The organism is Niastella yeongjuensis, from assembly GCF_900110245.1.
GTDB classification, from domain to species: Bacteria; Bacteroidota; Bacteroidia; order Chitinophagales; family Chitinophagaceae; genus Niastella; species Niastella yeongjuensis.
This window is the reverse complement of the sequence record NZ_FOCZ01000006.1, coordinates 33530-49311: the sequence shown is the minus strand read 5'-3', so window position 1 is coordinate 49311 and position 15782 is coordinate 33530. Positions and strand designations below refer to the sequence as shown.

The window sequence follows — 15782 nt, the reverse complement described above, 5'->3', positions numbered from 1 at the left end:
GGTTGTTATTTGATCGCAATGCGGTTAATGATGTAATTGAGCAACATAAAGCCTTTTGAGAGTGGTCCTTTTTTCAGCAAAGCCGGTGATATCCGGGCCTGCCATTTATACATGTTTACCAGCACACGAGGTGCACGCATGCCCTGGCTATACATGGCGAACTGCACATCCGTTCTAATGCCGGCATTCCGAAACAGCCGCCACCACTCGTCGTACCTCTGCAACTGCTTCAAAGATGCGGTTCCTGTTTGTTGCAACCAGGCTAACCGTGCCGGTAATAAAAACTCCCGCAAAAACGGCACATCGTGTTGGGAACTGGCTCCCCCAACCGAAAAGTTGGCAACCAGCACATTCATGTACTGGCTTTTAACAGCAGGCTGATTGAAACAATTGATGTTGAATGCCCAATCAGCATGCGTTTTATAGGCCAGGTCATAACTTTCTACCAGGGAAAACAGTTTCCGCTTATAGAAAATAGCCTGGTGCGAAATATTCTTACGTAATAATTTATCATAATCGAATGGCCCGTCGTACCAGTGGTTCAAATTGGACATTAACACATTGCCATAAACCAGATCAGCATCGGTTTCCGTTAGTACGGCAGCAACCTTTTCCAGCACAGTGGCATCGTACAGGGCATCATCTGCACCCAGAAAATACAACCACTCCCCCGCTGCCAATCGTACGCCTTTGTTCATGGCATCATAAATGCCGGCATCTTTTTCTGAGCTAATACGCACCCTGTTATCGCGACTGGCAATATCCTGCACAATAGCTACCGTATTGTCTTTTGAAATGCCATCCATCACCAGCACTTCAAAAGCCGTAAAGCTTTGCTGCAGCAGGCTGTTCAACGCACCTTTGATAAAGGCCGAGGCATTAAATGAAGGAATGATGATCGTGATCAGGGGCGATTGCATATGCTGCTTTATGGTTTATCCGTTTAATAAATGCTCGTCGATCCAAACCCAGCTATGGTATACTTTTCTTTTTATGCGCACCGGCAAATTCGCGAACACACCGCTTTTTACCGCTTTAGCCGCAGGCCCCTTTTTAAGGCGGTGGTGATCGAGCAACTGGCCGTAAGGGGAATTTACAAAAGGCGCTGCGGCATAAAAGTCAACAGGCCGGTTCAGGTACTGGTTAACCTGGTTAAATTCACCAGGCACCCGCCAGGCAGGCATTTTATAATGATTTCCGTACTGTGTCGGAATTCTGTAATAAGGTAACTGGTAGTGGCAGGCCAGTAACGACAAAATCGACTGATCGTGGCGATGTTCAATAAAGTCGGGCAGGTTCTTTTTGCCCATGGTGTTGGGCATATCACTTATGATCCTTTCATCGCAGCAGTATGTAAGAAACTCGTTCAGGAACTGTATAGTTTCCCGCGATTTTCTGAATAACGCAAATGAACCATCGCATTGAATGCCCCGCCAGTATTTTTTACGATCCAGGTTCATTAAAATAAAACAATCCCTTTTCGTCCACATTGAGTTGCGCAGGTTGCCATTGGCAAACAGCACCACCGGTTCTTTTTGCACACAGAGCTCTATTAACGGGTCAAGGGGAGCAGTGAACTCGATGCCGCTGTCGCTGTATACCACAATATCGCCCTCCTCGACGCGATTCATGGTTTCCAAAATAATATAGGGTTTCCATAACCAGTACCCCAGGCCTCTGGGATTGTCCAGAACCGCTTTGTTAGCTGCGTAAAAAGGAGTTGACCTGATTGCCCCGATATCATAACTATTCACCTCCGGTATCCCGAACTGCCGGGCCGAAGCATTCAGCCGAAGCCTGCTTTCCAGGAACAGTTCATTGGAAAGGTTTGTCAGCACCACCCGCATACTAACAATTGAAATTTGAGATCATTCCAACCGAATGGGGAATTTCATGCTGGCCAATCCATCCATTTACATTCAGGAAATAAATATCCTTTATCTGGTAAACCTTATCATATTTGCGAATGATCTTAAAGAAACTGTTTTTCATTTTGCCTACCAGGTCGTCCCACACAATAATGAATTGATCGTCGAGCAGGTCATATTTCACCAGCATTTCAAATTCGAACAGGATCGCCTGCGGGGTGTGCAGGGCATCGGAAAAGACCAGATTGAATTTCTCGCCCTGTAATTTGGCCCAACTTTTTTCATCCCACACATCAGCGCTTAAATAACGCACCTCCATACCCTTGTAGTCATAGGCACTCATAGAGGATCTGTTCTTTTTGATAGACTTAGGCAGGGTATCCCACTCCTGTTTGCCCCGGTATTCAAGCAATTGCTGCAGACGGGGGTTTATTTCTTCAATATCGTACCCCGTAAACCGGCCGGTGGTATGTGCATTCAGCATCTGGAAAAAGTTCTTACCAACAGATACACCGATCTCCAGGTAATTTAACTTTTTAAAGTGCTTGTGCGACAGGTACACCATCAGGTCGGTGTAGGTAAGGTCGGAACCGATATCCTTATTCAGGTCAGATTTGATAAAATCAGGCACCCCGTATTTAAAACAGGATGTTTTCATGGCCTCCTCATCGATCCAGTCTTTGACCAGTGCCAGGGACAACCGGTTCATCTTTTTCAGTTCGTTCATTTCCTGTTCGGGAAATTCAACAGCCGGTTTGGTGGTAACCTCAGCTGAACCCAACATTCTTTTTAAGGCGTTAAACATACTGCTATCTTGTTTTAAGCGGTTTTCAACTTATAAGGTCGCAAAAATACAGCTATTTACATGATAATTAGTGGCTTGTAAAATAAAACATGGTTGGGGAGCTTAGGGCGCAAGCAGCTGATTCTCAGGTAAAAAGCGCTCATTCGCTAAAGCTTCGGCGGCGCCAGAAAAAGTTCGGGATTTGTGCTATAAAGATTATTTTTACGCCCCCTTAATAAGGCCTGTAGACGTTTTATAGCAAACATCCAAGGAATATAAAGTATGAATGCATCAAAGGAGATAAGCCCGGTTACCGGAAAAGCCGGTACAGAATTGATCACGGAAATCGAGGTAGACAAGGTTATAAAATTATATGAAGAAATTGATACTGATATAAGACGTTTCTTTAAGGGCCTGGATAAAATTGAGATCCGTAGGTGTAACCAGACAGGCTACCGGTATTATTTCCCATTCAGTGTTTTCGGCGACGGTCCTTTTTATGAGGATCTGCAAAAGAGCATGAAACATTATTATCCCACGGATAAATGGGAGCATTTGGAGGCGCTTAAGCACATCAATACCGGGGAAAGTATACTGGAAGTGGGTTGCGCAACCGGGTACTTCATGAATATGATCCGAAATAAAGGCGCCGTGTGCACGGGTCTTGAAATGAATAAAGTTGCCATTGCAGAAGCCCGGCAACAGGGCTTTACTGTACACGATGAATTTTTGCATGAACATTCAGTAACGCATGAAGGAAAATACGATGCCGTATGCTCTTTCCAGGTGCTGGAACATATTGCCGATGTGAAGGATTATTTTGAATCAGCGAAACGGTGTTTGAAGCCAGGTGGTAAGATCATTATAGCTGTACCTTATAACAATCCTTATTTGCACAGGCACGATCTCTATCACACCCTGAACCTTCCGCCGCACCATGCCGGAATTTGGGATAAGGAAGCTTTTACAAACGTGGGCAGGTTCTTTGGCCTCAATACAGTTTATCTTAAAACAGAGCCATTACTTGAATATAAAGTATGGTACAATGTACAGGCAAAGCATGTAAAGGAAAAGAATCCGTTACTGGGAAAATTGATGCTTTCGGTTCCCCGGCAGGTTTATAAACCGTTTTTATGGGCCGCATCGCCCTGGATTGCAGGACGGAATGTATTGGCTATCTTCAGCGTATAACTACCTCCGAAACACGCAAAACACATTACATAAAAAAGGGCGTCTCTTATTTTGAGACGCCCTTTTATTATTTGACTGCCCGCAGGCTTATTTACTGTTTAAAACCTTCGGCCAGCGTGCTGATCTCACACCAGCTCAGTGCTCTGTTATAAAACCGAACCTCATCGATCTTTCCATCGATGGAAGCAGCATCACCTTTCCACCAGCCACCAATTGTAAGGTCGGCATTGTTACATTTTTTTGCGGTAGTCCACGCTTTGGTTGCTACAGACTCAAGCACACCATTAACATATATTTTCTGTACGCCGCCAGCAAAAGAACAAACAATATTATACCACTTGCCTGCTTTTATAGAACCTCTTGAATATCCCAAATGAGCTGGATCTGGACCAGAAATCGTTGAGCAGTCTTCAGTGGGCTTGGGTGTACTGAAAGTGATCATCGTATCTGTAATGAATCTATGATGGATGGCAAAAACAGCGCCTAAACCAGTTTCATAGTTCACGCGGTTTATCATTCCATAGAAACGATTGGTTGAATTAGCCAACACCTGAAATGAAACCGTAAAAGTATCTGAATTCAATTTGGTACCGGGCACAACCAGGACATCGTCTACACCGTCGAATCCGGCGCAACTGTTCGCTTTGCCTTTATAATCGGATGTAAGCAATACTCCATTCTTTGCAGTAGCAGTATTGCCATTGCCGCTTTCATCATTAAAATTCCCGTTAAAAGGATAATAAGCCAGCAGGCCTTTAGTAAGGTTTGGTGTGCAGCTGGGGGGTGGGTTTACAACAACCGTATCTTTTACGGTCAGTGTGTCATGAATAACTACCGGGTCAGAAGGTTTGGGGTCTTTTTTACAAGCCGTAGTAAGGGTCACAACAACAACAAGTGCAGTTAAACACCAGGCAACGATTTTCATAGTCTTGAATTACATTTTAATATTCGCCAAAATAGATACTTTTTTTTATTTATACAACAACACTGAATAAACGTGCAGAAAGGGGTGATAACCGTGTTGATTTGGGCAATAGGTGTGTTAAGCCCCGCCCGCGCAGCTTTTCATCCCGCGCAGCTTTTACAATTTACCTGTATGTGAGGCGTTTGTGATGTGATTAATCCCCCTAAATGAAATTTTTCCTTTTTGCAATTATACCCAGCTTACTTTTTGAGCATGCGTTTTCTCAGGTAACGATACAGTTTACCACACCCGATACAGTATGTATGAACACACCGGTAAACATTACCAACACCTCATTAAATGCATCCACTTATTACTGGAACTTTTGTGTAGGCAACATCAATACACCACCAGACGCATTCAATATAGGCAATCCGGGTAACCTGTCGGTGCCAGTGTTCATGGATTATGTGTATACAAACAACAATTACTATGCATTTGTATCCAATCACGGTTCAGGACATTTAGTGCGGCTCGATTTCGGCAGCAGCCTGCTCAATACGCCCACGGCCGTAGACCTGGGCAACTATGGCGGTATATTAGAAGCCAGTTCTGCCATTGAGGGCATACAGGTGGTACAGAATGAAGGAAACTGGTATGCCATAATAGTAGGCGGAACTACCATTGCCGGTACACAGCCCAGGATCGTAAAGATCGATTTTGGCGCCAGTATCACCAGCCCAGGTCAGGCTACCAACTGGGGAAATATCGGCAACATAGAACAGCCGATAGACCTGCATGTATTTAAAGAAGGGAACAACTGGTATGGCTTTACCCTCAATTCAGAAAATAATACCATCACCCGGTTCGATTTTACCAATAGCTTCAACAATACCCCTACAGCAGTAAACCTGGGTAATATTGGCGGATTGCAATACCCTACCGGTATTTATGCCATAAACGACAATGGCTTTTGGCGCGTATTCATTTCAAATGGAGGTGATAACCGGCAAATAGGTACCAATTCTTCCATAACCCGACTCGACTTTGGTAACTCGCTGTTGAATACGCCAACGGGTGTAAACCTGGGTAATCCCGGTGGCCAGTTACACCATCCGCGCGACTTCATCATTATGAAGTTCTGTGGCCAGATCATCGGATTTGCCGTCAATGGCAATCCCAGTTACTATGATCTGCTGCGGCTGGACTTCAACAATGACCTCACCTCGGCCCCAACGATCACCTCGCTTGGCAATACCGGCAATTACAGCTTTCCCCATTCCATATCCCGGTTGTTCCGCGCAAATGATGAGGTCTATGCCTTTATTACCAATGCGGCCAACAATACCATTTCCCGGTTACGCTTTGCGGGTTGTACCAATGCAAGTATTTCAAGTTCTACCCTGCAAGATCCCCTGCCTGTTAGTTATTCAACACCCGGCACCTATAATATCAACCTCACCATTGATGATGGTTTGCCAACACAAACAAGTTTATGCAAACAGGTAGTGGTATTGCCACCGCTGGTACATACCCCTGCAAAAACAGTTGCTATATGTAATGGTGATAATATTAAGATCGGCACCGGTGTAAAAAACGCGAAATATACCTGGAATACCGGTGGTTCCACCGATTCAATAATCGTAAATACAAGCGGTACATACTGGGTGCAAACAGACCGGTTTGGCTGTACCAACCGGGATAGCATCATCGTATCTTATTTACCCGCACCAGCTGTAAACCTGGGCCCGGATATTATTACCTGCCAGCTGAACAACCTGGTATTGGATGCAGGCAATACAGGCGCTGCTTATTTATGGCAGGATGGTTCTGCCTTCCGGACCTTTACCGCCAACAGTTTTGGGAAATATTACGTAAAGGTCACTGGCGCCAACGGCTGCGTAATGTCAGATACGATCACGCTCACCCAAAAACTGACCGGCTTTGCCGACTTCTTTTTTAAACAGGATGTTTGCGATCCGCTCGCTGTTCAGTTGATAAGTAACGGCAATAACCTCACCAACCCATACTGGAGCTTTGGGGACGGCAATTCCATTACCGGAAACCTCAGTCCTTCATACAGGTATCCTGCTTTCGGAAACTATACCGTTAAGATGGGCATAGAAGTAAATGGCTGTAAAGACACGATCACCAAGATCATCGCTGTAAACCTGGTCAATAACGATATCATTTTTACGCCTGATACTACTATTTGTTTTAACACATCCGCACAGCTGCGTGCTTATCCCGCACTCAGTTCCTGCTGGTCGCCTGCCACTTATCTTAGTGATCCGACTATACCCGCTCCGATAACGACAACTCCGGAAAAGATCACCTATTATTATACAGCCGAAGTACCAGGCAATAACCTCGTTATCAACGGCGACTTCAGCAATGGCAATAACAATATTGGCAGCAGCTATAAGTATACCACGCAAAACACCGGCAGCGGAGAATATACAGTGGGCCCTAATGCGCAGGCATGGAACCCTTTACTGGCCGGTTGCCAGGAACATACCGGCGGCAGCGGAAATATGTTGATCGTACACGGAAACGCGCAGGTAAATGAAAAGATGTGGTCACAGTCAATTCCTGTTCAGCCCAATACCAATTATGCATTTAGTGCCTGGGTGCAGGGTACAAACCCCAATGCAGGCAGCAGCAATTCACCACAGCTGCAGTTTTCTATAAACGGGTTGCCTGCAGGCAACATTTTTCAACCCGGCCTTACGGCCTGTGGTTGGAATCAACATTATATTGTGTGGAATTCAGGCAATAATACCAGTGCTGATATCGCCATCGTAAACCAGCATAATACGCAGGCCGGCAATGATTTTGCGCTCGATGATCTTTCCTTTGCACCGGTAACTGTACAGCGGGAAGGCGTAACCATCAGCATCGATACCCCTTTTGTAAAAACGATAAACGATACGATTGTTTGTACCTCTTCGCCGGTGCCGCTGACTGCAAGCGGCGCAGTTACCTGGTCGTGGACGCCCACAACAGGGTTATCCGATGCTGCCATCAGCAATCCGGTTGCCACACCAAATGTACCTACGGCATATATTGTAACAGGCACCAACATAAACGGCTGTTCGGCAAAAGACACCGTGCAGATAAACCTGTTTTTGGTGCCAACGATCATCAGCAACCACGATATACTGGCTTGCCCCAATACAGCAGTTCAGCTGTCGGCCAACAATGCACTTACCTCATTTGCCTGGACGCCCGCGGCTACCCTAAACGATCCGGCCCTTGCCAATCCCATAGCAACACCCAGCCAGAACACCACCTACCAGGTGCAGGTAACCGATGTCAACAATTGTATCTACAGCGATTCAGTACATGTGTTGTTCAGGACCATACAATTTGCCGCAGCTGGCACAAACGGCGCCATTTGCCAGGGTAAACCCATCGCCTTGCAGGCTACGGGCGGCGATACGTATGTGTGGAACCCAGCCACGTTCCTTGACAATGCCAACAGCGCAACGCCAATTGCCAAACCCGATACCAGCATGCTGTACAATGTTTATATAAAGGAAAGTAATTGTAACCATGATACTACCATTGCGGTACAGGTGCTGGTAAACCCGGCCCCTGCCGTTACAGCAGAAAAAACCAATGACCTCGATTGCCTGGTACATTCGGCTAAATTGAGTGCAACGGGTTCAGTTGGGAGCGTGTACCGGTGGTTCCCCACCAGCCGCCTCGATCATCCTGAAATGCCGAACCCGGTTACCACTACCGATACCACGATTACTTATGTAGTGACAGGTACCAATAAATTTGGTTGCTCCACCAGTGATAGTGTAACCGTGTATGTTACGGCAACCGGTAAAATATCGTTCGAAGTACCCAATGCGTTTACACCCAATGGAGATGGCAGAAACGATTGCCTGGGCGTAAAAAGCTGGGGCGGTGTACAAATGGAAGAATTCTCAATCTTCAACCGTTGGGGCCAACGGGTATTTACCACCAACAGACCAGGCGTTTGCTGGGATGGCCGTTTCAGGGGCGAACCGCAACCAGCCGATGGCTATGCTTATGTTATAAAAGCCAAAACTTATTGCGGCCCCATAAAACGCACTGGTGTAATTATGTTGATCAGGTAGTTATTGAACGGTGGGTGCTGTGAGAAAATCAAGGAACTTCTCCAGCCCCTTTCTTTTATTAGGCGTTAGTTCATAACTGATATGCTCGGTGTAATATTTGTGCAGATCAAAAACCGGGTAAGGGTTCTCGGCTACAGTTTCTTCTACATGTTGCAATCCCAGTTTATTGGCCTCATTGAAGGCTTCAATAAAATCAGGTGGCAATTGTTTGTTGCTTACCCAGGCGGCAAACACAAAAGGTAAGCCGGTCATTTCTATCCAGGCTTCGCCGAGGTCATAAATATAAGGAGATACCTTTCTTTGCTGTAATCCGCGGTCGCCAATCACCACGCCGGCGGTAGTACCTTTTATTTGAGCCCGGTAATCTTCCCTGGTATCTATCAGTTCTACATCCTTTTTCCAGAATTTACGCAACAGCACTTTGGCCAGGGCCACAGACGTACGGCTTTGGTAATCAAGCAGTACTTTTTCGATCTTCTCCATCGGAACTTCACTAAAAATAGCTACAGACGCCACCGGACCTTCACAACCAATACAGTAATCGGTAATAATATGGTGTTCTTTCATGTGCGGGATCACCGCCACGGGAACCAGGCCCACATCAATTGTCCCTTCTACCAGCATACGGGCGATATTAGATGGATAATCCTCGATCAGTAACAGTTGATCTACCACGGGCGCGCGCTGAATTCCAAATATTAAAGGCTTCGTATTGAGATAATTAACAATTCCAACCTTAATCTTATTCAATTGATTTAATTTTGCGGGCACAAAGGTACTCGACGTATTGTAATAAACAACAATTGTTCATGGAACTAAAAGCACTTACGGCCATCTCTCCTATTGACGGACGCTATCGTCATCAGGTTCAACATCTTGATGAATATTTCTCTGAATTTGCATTAATTAAATACCGCGTACTGGTAGAGGTTGAGTATGTGCGGTTCCTGGCTGATAAAAAATTCTTTTCGCTCACCGCGGCGCAGAAAAAAGCCCTGCAGGAGGTTTGTGATAACTTTTCCGTTGAAGATGCCCTGAAAATAAAGGACACCGAAAAGATCACCAACCACGACGTAAAAGCCGTGGAATACTTTCTAAAAGAAAAAATGGCTGCCATGGACGCCGAAGCCATCCAGGAATGGGTGCATTTTGGCCTTACCTCGCAGGATATCAATAATACCGCCATTCCGCTTTCGTGGAAACAGGCCATCGAAATTGAATACCTCCCGGCCGTGTTGAACTTCAACCGCCAGCTGGAAATACTGGCTACCGATTGGAAAGAGGTACCCATGCTGGCCCATACCCACGGTCAGCCCGCCAGTCCAACCCGGTTGGGCAAAGAGATCATGGTGTTCGTAGAACGCATCGGCAACCAGGTAGAGCAGGTTATCCAGGTGCCCGTTACCGCCAAGTTTGGCGGTGCTACCGGTAACTTTAACGCCCATGCGGTAGCATTCCCCGATAAAGACTGGGTAACCTTCGGGAATGAATTTGTAGAAGGCGTACTGGGACTGCAACGCCAGCAGTTCACCACCCAGATTGAACACTACGATAACCTGGCCGCGCATTTTGATGCCATGAAACGCATCAACAACATCCTCATCGATCTTTGCCGCGACATCTGGACCTATATTTCCATGGAATACTTTAAACAGCGTACGTTGAAGGGCGAAATAGGCTCCAGCGCCATGCCGCATAAAGTGAACCCCATCGATTTCGAAAATGCCGAAGGCAATCTTGGAATCGCCAATGCGTTGCTGGAACACCTGGCCGCTAAATTACCAGTGAGCCGCCTGCAACGCGATTTAACCGATTCAACCGTTTTGCGCAACATCGGCGTTCCGTTCGCACACATCATTCTTGCTATAAAATCAATTGAAAAGGGATTGAGTAAACTGGTGTTGAACTCCAACGCGCTCAATGCCGACCTGGAAGACAACTGGGCAGTAGTGGCCGAAGGCATTCAAACCATCCTCCGCCGCGAAAACTATCCGCAACCATACGAAGCGCTAAAAGAACTCACCCGTGGCAAGAACGGTATTAACCAGGAAAGCATTCATGAATTCATCGACGGACTGAAAGTGTCTGCTTCTATTAAAAAAGAATTGAAGAAAATTACCCCGCAGAATTATACCGGCGTGAATCCGGAGTTTTAAATAGTTAACCAGTTGACGTGTTAACCAATTAACCGGTTAACACGTCAACTTGCTTTCTCCACCACAACATATCCCCTTTCTGATTAAACTGGGTGAAGTGATTCTTCTCCAACACCCGCATACTCGCCTTGTTACCCGCATAGGTTTCCGCCAGTACAGTAGTAATATCTTCACGCTGGAAAGTCCATTGCAGCAGGCCATTAACGGCTTCAGTCATATAACCTTTGTTCTGCATCGGCTGCATGGTGCCATAACCTATTTCCACACAACCGTCAATAGCCGGCGGACCTTTAAACCCGATCTCCGCTACGATGGTGCGGCTTAGTTTATCGACTACCAGCCAGAACGTGAAGAAAAGATAATCCTGTTCGGCAGCTTTCCGCATAGCAGGCAGCGTTACCTTCATTACCGTATCATGTACCTGGGGCAACATATTACGGCCAAAGGGCATCAGGTTCAGGACACGTTCCAGTTCGTCATTGCCCTTACAGTATAACTCTAATTGCGGGATGGTAAGTGGAAATAAATGAAGCCTTTCTGTATGTACTACATTGGGATTGCGGTCGGTAAAATAACAGAGCGTTTTATTGCCTTCCTGAAAATTGGGCTGTTGCTGGAACCCGCATCGCAGCAGTACTTTTTGCGAAGCGGTATTTTCAGTTTCGGTGATGGCTACAATTTGCGCCAGCTTCATCACCTCAAAAGCATACTGTTTGCCGGCCAGGGTGCTTTCGGTAGCATATCCTTTGCCCCAGTAAGCCTTCAACAACGCATAGCCTAATTGTATTTCGTGGTTCCGATGGAAGTCGGCGCTTTCAACAGGAATAATGGCAAAAGAGCCAATAAAAGCACCGGTTGCTTTTTCATCCATGGCCCAGCGGCCCATTAACGGATGCTGCTCATAATACACAATGTTCCGCCTTAAGAACAGGCTACATTCTTTTCGGTCCCGGGCTTCGCGGATATACCGCATCAACTCGGGGTCACCATTCAGGCGAAAGAAGTTTTCCTCATCTTCTAAGGTATAGCGCCTGATTATTAAACGATCTGTTTCGAAAATGATCATCGGTTATTAAGTTGAAGGTTATTGAGTTCTTTCGTAAACTTAAGAACCAATAACCTATGAACCCAATAACTTACAAACTTTATACCGTCTCCTTATGGATCTCACTGGTAAAGTGGAACTCGATATCCGGGTTGTTGCTGCGTTCGGTATTCAGGAACCATTCGCTTTGCGCCAGGTACACCAGGTGGCCGTCTTTATCGGTAGCAATATTGTTCGATTTAAAGCGGGTGAAATCATCCAGCTTTTTGGGGTCGGCACTGGTGATCCAGCAGGCTTTGTAATATGGCATTGTTCTGAATTCGCACGAAGCACCATACTCCTGCAACAGGCGGTACTGGATAACCTCAAACTGCAGGTCGCCCACACAGCCAATGATCTTTTTATTACCACCAAACTGGGTGAACAGCTGGGCCACCCCCTCATCGGTAAGCTGTAAAAGACCTTTCTCCAATTGCTTGGTTTTCATTGGGTCTTTATTGATCACCTCTTTAAATATTTCAGGGGAGAAAGAAGGAATACCGGTATAGAAGAAATCTTCGCCCTCGGTAAGCGTATCACCAATTTTGAAGTTACCCGTATCGAACAAACCCACCACATCACCGGCAAAAGCTTCTTCGATCACGTCTTTATCACGAGCCATGAAGGTGTAGGGGTTGCTGAAACGAACATCTTTATCGAGCCGCACATGGTGAAAATATTTGTTGCGTTCGAACCTGCCACTGCACACCCGTAAAAAGGCGATCCGGTCGCGGTGCTTGGGATCGAGGTTGGCGTGGATCTTAAATATAAAACCAGAGAATTTATCTTCTGTGGGCGGAACTTCCCGTACTGAGGTAGCACGCGGACGGGGTATTGGGGCAATGCGGATAAAAGTATCCAGCATTTCCCGTACACCAAAGTTGTTGATGGCAGAACCGAAGAAAACGGGTGCCACTTTTCCGTTCAGGTAATCGGTGGTGTTCAGTTCGCCGTACACGCCATCCACCAGCTCTGCATCTTCGCGCAGGATGGCAGCGTCTTTTTCGCCCAGCTTTTCATCCAGTACGGGTAGACTGAGATCCGAAATACTAACCGTATCGTCGTCATCGGCAATAGCCTTGGTATTGGCGGTGAACAACAACAGGTTTTTATCGTAAAGGTTGTACACCCCTTTAAAATCCTTACCACTGTTGATGGGCAGGGTCATGGGGTGCAGGGAGATCTTTAATTCGTTTTCTATTTCTTCCAGCAGGTCGAACCGGTTTTTACCATCGCGGTCCATTTTGTTGATGAACACGATCACCGGGGTATCGCGCATGCGGCACACTTCCATCAGGCGGCGGGTTTGATCTTCTACCCCGTTCACGCTGTCAACCACCAGGATAACGCTGTCCACGGCCGTAAGGGTGCGGTAAGTATCTTCCGCAAAGTCCTTGTGACCAGGGGTATCGAGCAGATTGATGAGAATATTTTTATATTCAAAACTCATTACCGACGTAGCTACCGAGATACCTCTCTGGCGCTCAATTTCCATAAAGTCGCTGGTAGCGTGTTTTTTGATCTTGTTGCTTTTTACCGCTCCGGCCGTTTGAATGGCGCCCCCAAACAGCAGGAATTTCTCGGTAAGGGTAGTTTTACCGGCGTCAGGGTGCGAGATAATAGCAAAAGTGCGTCGTTTATGAATTTCGTTGTTGTATTTCATTGTGTTATAATCTGTCAGGAGGCAGTTTTCCACCTCTAAAATGGACGCAAAGTTAACCAAAAGCAGGCAGACGGCAAACGGCAGACGGCAGACATAATACAGTTTAAAGTTGAAAGTTTAAAGTGGGAAGCTAAAGACGGAATGCAAATACAGTCGACGAATTTGGCTTTTCATTTCTGCCTACTGCCCTCTGCCTTCTGCCCTTTCTCAAAATTCAAACTTCTGCACCGCTTTATCATTCAACACATGGTTAATAAACGCATCGTGGTTTTTGCGGCTGCCGCCGGCTTCCCAGGTGGCCTTACAGGTTTGATTTTCGCGGCATAGCTTACCCCGTTTGTATTTGAGGTGGTATCGTTTCATCAGGTCTTCGTAATGTTCAAAAACTTTGTCGTGGTAGGCGCAGGTGATTTCGTAAAGGTTAACGCGGTTGATCTGATCGATCTTTGCTTCAATAATTTTGAACGATTGTAAAATGCCTACCAGCAAAATACTGCCCCCAAGGGCGATGTATTCATGGCCGGCCCCTACCCCAATTCCCAGGGCAGCCGTTGCCCAAATGGTGGCCGCCGTGGTAACGCCGTTGATGCCGGTTCCACCCATAAAAATTACCCCTGCGCCCACAAAACCAATCCCGGTCACAATGTTACTGGCAATACGATCGGGCGATGTACGCTCGCCGATCTCCATGGAAAAAATGGTGAACAGGGTAGCCCCCAAACAGATCAGCATCAGGGTGCGTAACCCGGCTGATTTATTATGGTATTCCCGTTCTGCGCCGATTATAGCGCCGATCAAAACAGCAATCAAAAGCTTAATTACGATATCCAGGGTATCCATCTATTGAAGATATTAAAAATGGCAGATATAAAACCTAACCTTTTAACGGGTTAACTTGTTAACTGATCAACTAAACTACTATCTTTCCAGCATGTTTACCATCGAAAACAACCAGATAAAAGCCGTTATCAATGCCAAAGGCGCTGAGCTCACCCAATTGATCCATAAAGAACATCAGCTGGATTATATGTGGGGCGGCGATCCGGCGGTTTGGGGCAAACACTCACCGGTGTTGTTTCCCATTGTAGGCTCGTTAAAAAACAATACGTATTACTACAACGGACAAGCCTACCAGTTACCACGTCATGGTTTTGCCCGCGACAAACAGTTTGCGGTAGAAAGCCAGTCGGCTGATACCATCACCTTTTTATTACGGAACGATGCGGAAACCGCCACCGTATATCCCTTTGCGTTTGAGTTTCGCATCAAATATTCGCTGGTAGATAATTCCCTGGCTGTTGCTTATGAAGTGGTGAATACCGGCGATGCAGATATGTACTTTTCCGTAGGCGCTCACCCCGCCTTTAAAATACCCCTGGTGCCCGGTACCGACTACACCGACTATTATTTACAATTTAACCAGGCAGAAACAGCTCCGCGCTGGCCCATTTCTCCTGATGGACTGATAGAACAAACACCGCTCCCGTTGTTACAAAACAGCAACCGGCTTAATCTTACCAAAGACCTGTTTCAGAAAGATGCGCTGGTGCTGAAAGGCATGAGCTCAACGATTGTCACCTTAGGTTCGGGTAAAACACCACATGGCTTCCGGTTCGATTATCCGGGTTTTCCGTTCCTCGGGATCTGGGCCGCCAAAAACGCCGATTTTGTTTGTGTAGAACCCTGGTGTGGTATTGCAGACAGTGTTGCCACCAACCAGCAGTTACAAGACAAAGAGGGAGTAAATAAGCTCGTAGCTGACGAGTCGTTTTCCCGTTCCTGGACGGTAACCTTGTTTTAAAGGGCAGAGGGCAGAAGGCAGAAGGCAGAGAGGAAAACCCAAATTCGACGACTGAATTGTCTGCAGCTTTAAGCTGTATTAGCTTTCAACTTAATAGTGTTCAGCGTTCAACTTAAAAACTTTAAACTTTAAACTGTATTCTCTCTGCCTTCTGCCCTCTGCCCTCTGCCCTTTCCCTATTGCCTTTCATCTTTGCCCTCTGCCTTCTGCCCTCTGCCC

12 protein-coding genes are annotated in these 15782 nt (G+C 46.3%); 4 read left to right on the top strand and 8 right to left on the bottom strand.

From position 1 onward, the window contains the following. Positions 1 to 5: 5 nt before the first annotated feature. Genes BMX95_RS17110 through BMX95_RS17100 form a run of 3 tightly spaced genes read right to left on the bottom strand, consistent with a single transcriptional unit; the run spans position 6 to position 2673 of the window. Entirely contained in the window at positions 6 to 920 is a 915-nt protein-coding gene (locus BMX95_RS17110) for a glycosyltransferase family 2 protein (protein ID WP_081202311.1), read from the bottom strand. 15 nt (positions 921 to 935) lie between these two features. Then, positions 936 to 1847 (bottom strand): hypothetical protein, encoded by a 912-nt coding sequence (locus BMX95_RS17105; protein ID WP_081202310.1) that lies wholly within the window; start codon positions 1845 to 1847, stop codon positions 936 to 938. A 1-nt stretch (position 1848) separates the two neighbouring features. After that, entirely contained in the window at positions 1849 to 2673 is an 825-nt protein-coding gene (locus BMX95_RS17100) for a class I SAM-dependent methyltransferase (protein WP_081202309.1), read from the bottom strand. A 261-nt stretch (positions 2674 to 2934) separates the two neighbouring features. Here BMX95_RS17100 and BMX95_RS17095 point away from each other — a divergent pair, with 261 nt between their 5' ends. Next, positions 2935 to 3843, top strand: a complete 909-nt coding sequence (locus tag BMX95_RS17095; protein ID WP_081202308.1) for a class I SAM-dependent methyltransferase — start codon at positions 2935 to 2937, stop codon at positions 3841 to 3843. 91 nt (positions 3844 to 3934) lie between these two features. Here the strand turns inward: BMX95_RS17095 and BMX95_RS17090 are convergent, their stop codons facing one another. Further along, positions 3935 to 4768 carry a LamG domain-containing protein gene (locus BMX95_RS17090; protein ID WP_081202307.1) on the bottom strand — a complete coding sequence of 278 codons (834 nt, stop codon included), beginning with the start codon at positions 4766 to 4768 and terminating at the stop codon, positions 3935 to 3937. A gap of 206 nt (positions 4769 to 4974) precedes the next feature. Between BMX95_RS17090 and BMX95_RS17085 the strand changes: the two genes are divergently transcribed. After that, positions 4975 to 8859, top strand: a complete 3885-nt coding sequence (locus tag BMX95_RS17085; protein WP_081202306.1) for a T9SS type B sorting domain-containing protein — start codon at positions 4975 to 4977, stop codon at positions 8857 to 8859. Here BMX95_RS17085 and BMX95_RS17080 read toward each other — a convergent pair whose 3' ends face one another. Next, a complete protein-coding gene (locus BMX95_RS17080; protein ID WP_242673178.1) occupies positions 8860 to 9609 on the bottom strand; it encodes a menaquinone biosynthetic enzyme MqnA/MqnD family protein in 750 nt (249 codons plus the stop codon). A 59-nt stretch (positions 9610 to 9668) separates the two neighbouring features. On the opposite strand from BMX95_RS17080, the gene purB reads away from it, so the two are divergent. Beyond that, positions 9669 to 11015 (top strand): adenylosuccinate lyase, encoded by a 1347-nt coding sequence (gene purB, locus BMX95_RS17075; protein ID WP_081202304.1) that lies wholly within the window; start codon positions 9669 to 9671, stop codon positions 11013 to 11015. A 28-nt stretch (positions 11016 to 11043) separates the two neighbouring features. Here the strand turns inward: purB and BMX95_RS17070 are convergent, their stop codons facing one another. The 3 genes from BMX95_RS17070 to BMX95_RS17060 form a co-directional block, all read right to left on the bottom strand. Continuing rightward, a complete protein-coding gene (locus BMX95_RS17070) occupies positions 11044 to 12081 on the bottom strand; it encodes a GNAT family N-acetyltransferase (protein WP_081202303.1) in 1038 nt (345 codons plus the stop codon). Positions 12082 to 12160: 79 nt separating this feature from the next. Further along, complete coding sequence (locus BMX95_RS17065; protein ID WP_081202302.1) at positions 12161 to 13762, bottom strand: peptide chain release factor 3; 1602 nt, start codon at positions 13760 to 13762, stop codon at positions 12161 to 12163. A gap of 207 nt (positions 13763 to 13969) precedes the next feature. Beyond that, positions 13970 to 14602, bottom strand: coding sequence for an MgtC/SapB family protein (locus BMX95_RS17060; RefSeq protein WP_081202301.1), 633 nt, complete (start codon positions 14600 to 14602; stop codon positions 13970 to 13972). A gap of 91 nt (positions 14603 to 14693) precedes the next feature. On the opposite strand from BMX95_RS17060, the gene BMX95_RS17055 reads away from it, so the two are divergent. After that, complete coding sequence (locus BMX95_RS17055; protein WP_081202300.1) at positions 14694 to 15563, top strand: aldose 1-epimerase family protein; 870 nt, start codon at positions 14694 to 14696, stop codon at positions 15561 to 15563. Positions 15564 to 15782: the final 219 nt, after the last annotated feature.

Bases quoted from the DNA above. Each gene is read 5' to 3' on its own strand.
- BMX95_RS17110 (WP_081202311.1), bottom strand. From the start codon at position 920: ATGCAATCGCCCCTGATCACGATCATCATTCCTTCATTTAATGCCTCG.
- BMX95_RS17105 (WP_081202310.1), bottom strand. From the start codon at position 1,847: ATGCGGGTGGTGCTGACAAACCTTTCCAATGAACTGTTCCTGGAAAGC.
- BMX95_RS17100 (WP_081202309.1), bottom strand. From the start codon at position 2,673: ATGTTTAACGCCTTAAAAAGAATGTTGGGTTCAGCTGAGGTTACCACC.
- BMX95_RS17095 (WP_081202308.1), top strand. From the start codon at position 2,935: ATGAATGCATCAAAGGAGATAAGCCCGGTTACCGGAAAAGCCGGTACA.
- BMX95_RS17090 (WP_081202307.1), bottom strand. From the start codon at position 4,768: ATGAAAATCGTTGCCTGGTGTTTAACTGCACTTGTTGTTGTTGTGACC.
- BMX95_RS17085 (WP_081202306.1), top strand. From the start codon at position 4,975: ATGAAATTTTTCCTTTTTGCAATTATACCCAGCTTACTTTTTGAGCAT.
- purB (WP_081202304.1), top strand. From the start codon at position 9,669: ATGGAACTAAAAGCACTTACGGCCATCTCTCCTATTGACGGACGCTAT.
- BMX95_RS17070 (WP_081202303.1), bottom strand. From the start codon at position 12,081: ATGATCATTTTCGAAACAGATCGTTTAATAATCAGGCGCTATACCTTA.
- BMX95_RS17065 (WP_081202302.1), bottom strand. From the start codon at position 13,762: ATGAAATACAACAACGAAATTCATAAACGACGCACTTTTGCTATTATC.
- BMX95_RS17060 (WP_081202301.1), bottom strand. From the start codon at position 14,602: ATGGATACCCTGGATATCGTAATTAAGCTTTTGATTGCTGTTTTGATC.
- BMX95_RS17055 (WP_081202300.1), top strand. From the start codon at position 14,694: ATGTTTACCATCGAAAACAACCAGATAAAAGCCGTTATCAATGCCAAA.